Source organism: Rhizobium sp. UBA1881, from assembly GCF_002338015.1.
Lineage (GTDB): Bacteria > Pseudomonadota > Alphaproteobacteria > Rhizobiales > Rhizobiaceae > Rhizobium.
In genome coordinates this window covers 1-3,298 of the sequence record NZ_DDHH01000101.1, presented here as the reverse complement: position 1 = coordinate 3,298, position 3,298 = coordinate 1, and the positions used below count along the sequence as shown (strand labels likewise).

At 60.7% G+C, this 3,298-nt stretch carries 2 protein-coding genes and 1 pseudogene; 2 read left to right on the top strand and 1 reads right to left on the bottom strand.

The annotated features are described in order from the left end of the window. Both B3605_RS12475 and B3605_RS12470 read left to right on the top strand, forming a co-directional pair. A pseudogene (locus tag B3605_RS12475) lies at positions 1 to 273 on the top strand (carbohydrate kinase); the annotation flags it as partial. Positions 274 to 331: 58 nt separating this feature from the next. Then, complete coding sequence (locus tag B3605_RS12470; protein WP_296434110.1) at positions 332 to 2,053, top strand: glycerol-3-phosphate dehydrogenase/oxidase; 1,722 nt, start codon at positions 332 to 334, stop codon at positions 2,051 to 2,053. A gap of 12 nt (positions 2,054 to 2,065) precedes the next feature. Here the strand turns inward: B3605_RS12470 and B3605_RS12465 are convergent. After that, on the bottom strand, positions 2,066 to 3,298 hold a 1,233-nt coding region (locus B3605_RS12465; RefSeq protein ID WP_296434108.1), incomplete at its 5' end, for a putative bifunctional diguanylate cyclase/phosphodiesterase.

Here is a 3,298-nt window from a genome sequence, read left to right as displayed (position 1 = left end):
GCCGACATCCTCGCCATGCCGGCGACCGTGACGGAAACCGACGAAGCGGCCGCATGGGGTGCTGCCCTTTGCGCCGGCGCGGGCGCCGGTCTTTATGCAAGCCCTCGGCACGATCCACGCGACACGGCGGCCATCGCACACCGCTGCTATCCGGATGCTGCGCGAAGTGCTGCCTACCAGGAACGCTACGACCTCTTCCGCGAAATCGCCGATGCCATGGCGCCTATCTGGCCGAAGATCAGCAAGCTTACCGCAGGCAAGCCAACGGCTTGATATATGAACCGCGCCCGCCGGGCTCGGTTTGCAAATGACATTAGCAGGACAATTTCAGATGATCGATATTTCCGCCGCCAATACGCTTCGTTTCCAAAACCTCGGCGCAGTCAAGGACATTGACGTCGTCATTCTCGGCGCGGGTATCAATGGCGCGGGTACATTCCGCGATCTTTGCGTGCAGGGGATCGATTGCCTGATCGTGGACAAGGCGGACTTCGGCTCCGGCACGAGCTCGGCCCCGTCGCGACTGATCCATGGCGGATTGAAATATCTCGAGACCGGCGAGTTTGGGCTGGTCGCGCAATCGACGCTGGAGCGCAATCTGTTGCTGCGCAACGCGCCGCATTGCGTGGAGCCGCTTCCGACCTTCATTCCCGTTTTTTCATGGACACGAGGCATATGGGCGGCGCTCAGGACGTTGACCGGCTCGACCACGGCACCGCGCAGCCGCGGCGCAGTCCTCGTGAAGATCGGGCTGCGGATGTACGATTTCTTCGGCGCCCGCAACCGGGTGATGCCGAACCATCGCTTTCTCCTCAAAAAGAAGGCGCTCAAGGAGATGCCGCATGTCACGCCCGCCATCGTCGCGGGTGGCATCTATTACGACGCCAAAATCAGCCGCCCGGAACGCCTGGTCTACGAACTCGTGACGGACGGCCTGCAGGCCAACGAGCACGCGCTGGCGACCAACTTCACGGCGCTGATCTCGTCGGAAAACGGCGTGCTGACCTTCAAGCGCGCGAATGGTGAGACGTTTTCTGTTCGTCCGAAGTTGGTCATCAACGCCGCCGGACCATGGATCGATCATGCCAACGCCTCGCTCAAAGCGCCAACCAAGCTGATCGGCGGCACCAAAGGTTCGCATATCCTGCTCGACCACCCCGAACTGGTGAAAAGCCTCAATGGCCACATGATCTACTTCGAGGCCGATGACGGCCGCATCTGCCTCGTCTACGACTATCTCGGACTTGCCATGGTCGGCTCGACCGACATTCCGGCGAGCGACCCGGAAAACGTCCGATGTGAGGAGACGGAAATAGAATATTTCATCGAGAGCGTGCGCTCCCTTCTCCCTTCGCTACGCTTCAGCCGCGACCAGGTTGTCTACACCTATAGCGGCATTCGCCCGCTGCCGGCCTCTGATGCCGCCTCGCCGGGCCTTATCAGCCGCGATCACTCCGCGCCGGTGTTGGAAGCAACAGCCGAGCGTCCCTTCGCTGTTGTATCCCTGGTCGGAGGAAAATGGACGACGTTCCGTGGCTTCTCCGAGGAAGTCGCCGATCTCGTGCTCAGTCGGCTGCAGCGCCCACGCCGCCAATCGACGCAGCAGCTGGCAATCGGGGGCGGACGGCAGTTTCCTGGTGACGCCGCTCAGCGCCGGGCCTGGATTGACGGCGCAGTTCAAAAGAGCGGGATTGATATCAAACGCGCCGATACGCTCCTGTCGCGATATGGGACCACGGCGTCCGCGATCCTCGACCACGCTGCAACATCACCCCATCGCGACAGCGAGCGGCTCTCGAATGCCGAACACTACAGTCTGCTCGAGATCGACTGGATCGCCAGAAAAGAGTTCGTGGTTCATCTCTCCGATATCGTCCTTCGCCGGACGACGATCGCGATCGAAGGCGCCTTGACGATGGCTGGCCTGAAGGACATGGCTAAGGTTGCGGCGGCAGCACTTGACTGGGATGTGGCACGCGCAGAAGCGGAAATCGATGACGTCAGGACGACCCTTCGCGATTTCCACGGGCAGGATCTCAAGCGCGTGGATTGATCCAAGGCTTTGCTAGGCGAGACGTGACATCGCCTGCCCGTCAGACTTGTAGTGCTGACCAAACTCCCGCAATAGCCAGGCGGCCGAATGACGGTCGACCGCCTTGTGAAACAGGTAGCCCTGCCCCAGCATGCAGCCGAGCGCCCGCAAATGTTCGGCTTGCATCTCGGTTTCTATTCCTTCGGCGACCACACGGATGCCGAGTTTCTCCGTGATCCCCATTAGGCCTTCGATGATCACCGCGCCTGCATCACCGGGCACGAGCCGATCCACGAAAGATTTGTCAATCTTGATGATGTCCACGGGAACGGTCAAAAGATGAGTCAATGACGCAAAGCCGGTCCCAAAATCGTCGAGCGCAACGCGCAGCCCCCTGGACCGCATGGCCTTGATCTCGTTTGCCACGACATGATCGCCCTGGCCGAGGTAGACGGATTCGGTGACCTCGATGATGACATGCTTCAGCGGGATACCCGCTGCCGCGAACGCGCTGCACAGCCGCTCCTGAAGATGGCCGGCATGGAAATCCGCAGCCGACAGATTGATGCCGACATGCTGGAACGGCAAGCCCATATCGAGCCAGTGACGAACATCGGCTGCAACACGTGACAGCATACGCTCTGTCAACTCAGACGCTACCTGCGCGTCCAGTGTCGCATCATGAAAATTCGCAGCCGACACGACTTCCCCGGCCGCAGTCGTCATCCGGCAAAGCGCCTCGAAACCGACGATCTCGCGGGTGTCCAGGCGTAGGATTGGCTGATAATGAGCATCGATGCGGTCTTGCGCCAGGGCTACACTGACGTCGCGAATGGCACGGAAGCGCCGCGTGAGCGCAGTTCCCAGCCCCGTATGGTAAGGCGTATATTGACCACGGTTGCGTTCCTTGCCGTGATAGAGCGCCACATCCGCATTGTGCCGAACCTGCTCGGGCGTCTCGTCGATCTCGGCGATCGCGCCACCGACGCTGGCGGCGGGAAAGACCACGTGACCATCGCACTGAGCCGGCCTCTTGATCTCCCGCAAGATGTCTTCTGCTTTTGCGGCAAGGTCAGGCTCAGGACCATCATGCAGGATGATGGCGAACTCATCGCCGCCCAATCGGAACGTCGCTTCGCTAGGCATGGTAGCCGCCATGCGGCGCGCGACGACCTGGATGAGTGCATCCCCTGCTCCGTGGCCGAATGTATCGTTGACCAATTTGAGATTGTCGACATCAACAAGCAACATGCCCCAGCTGCGATC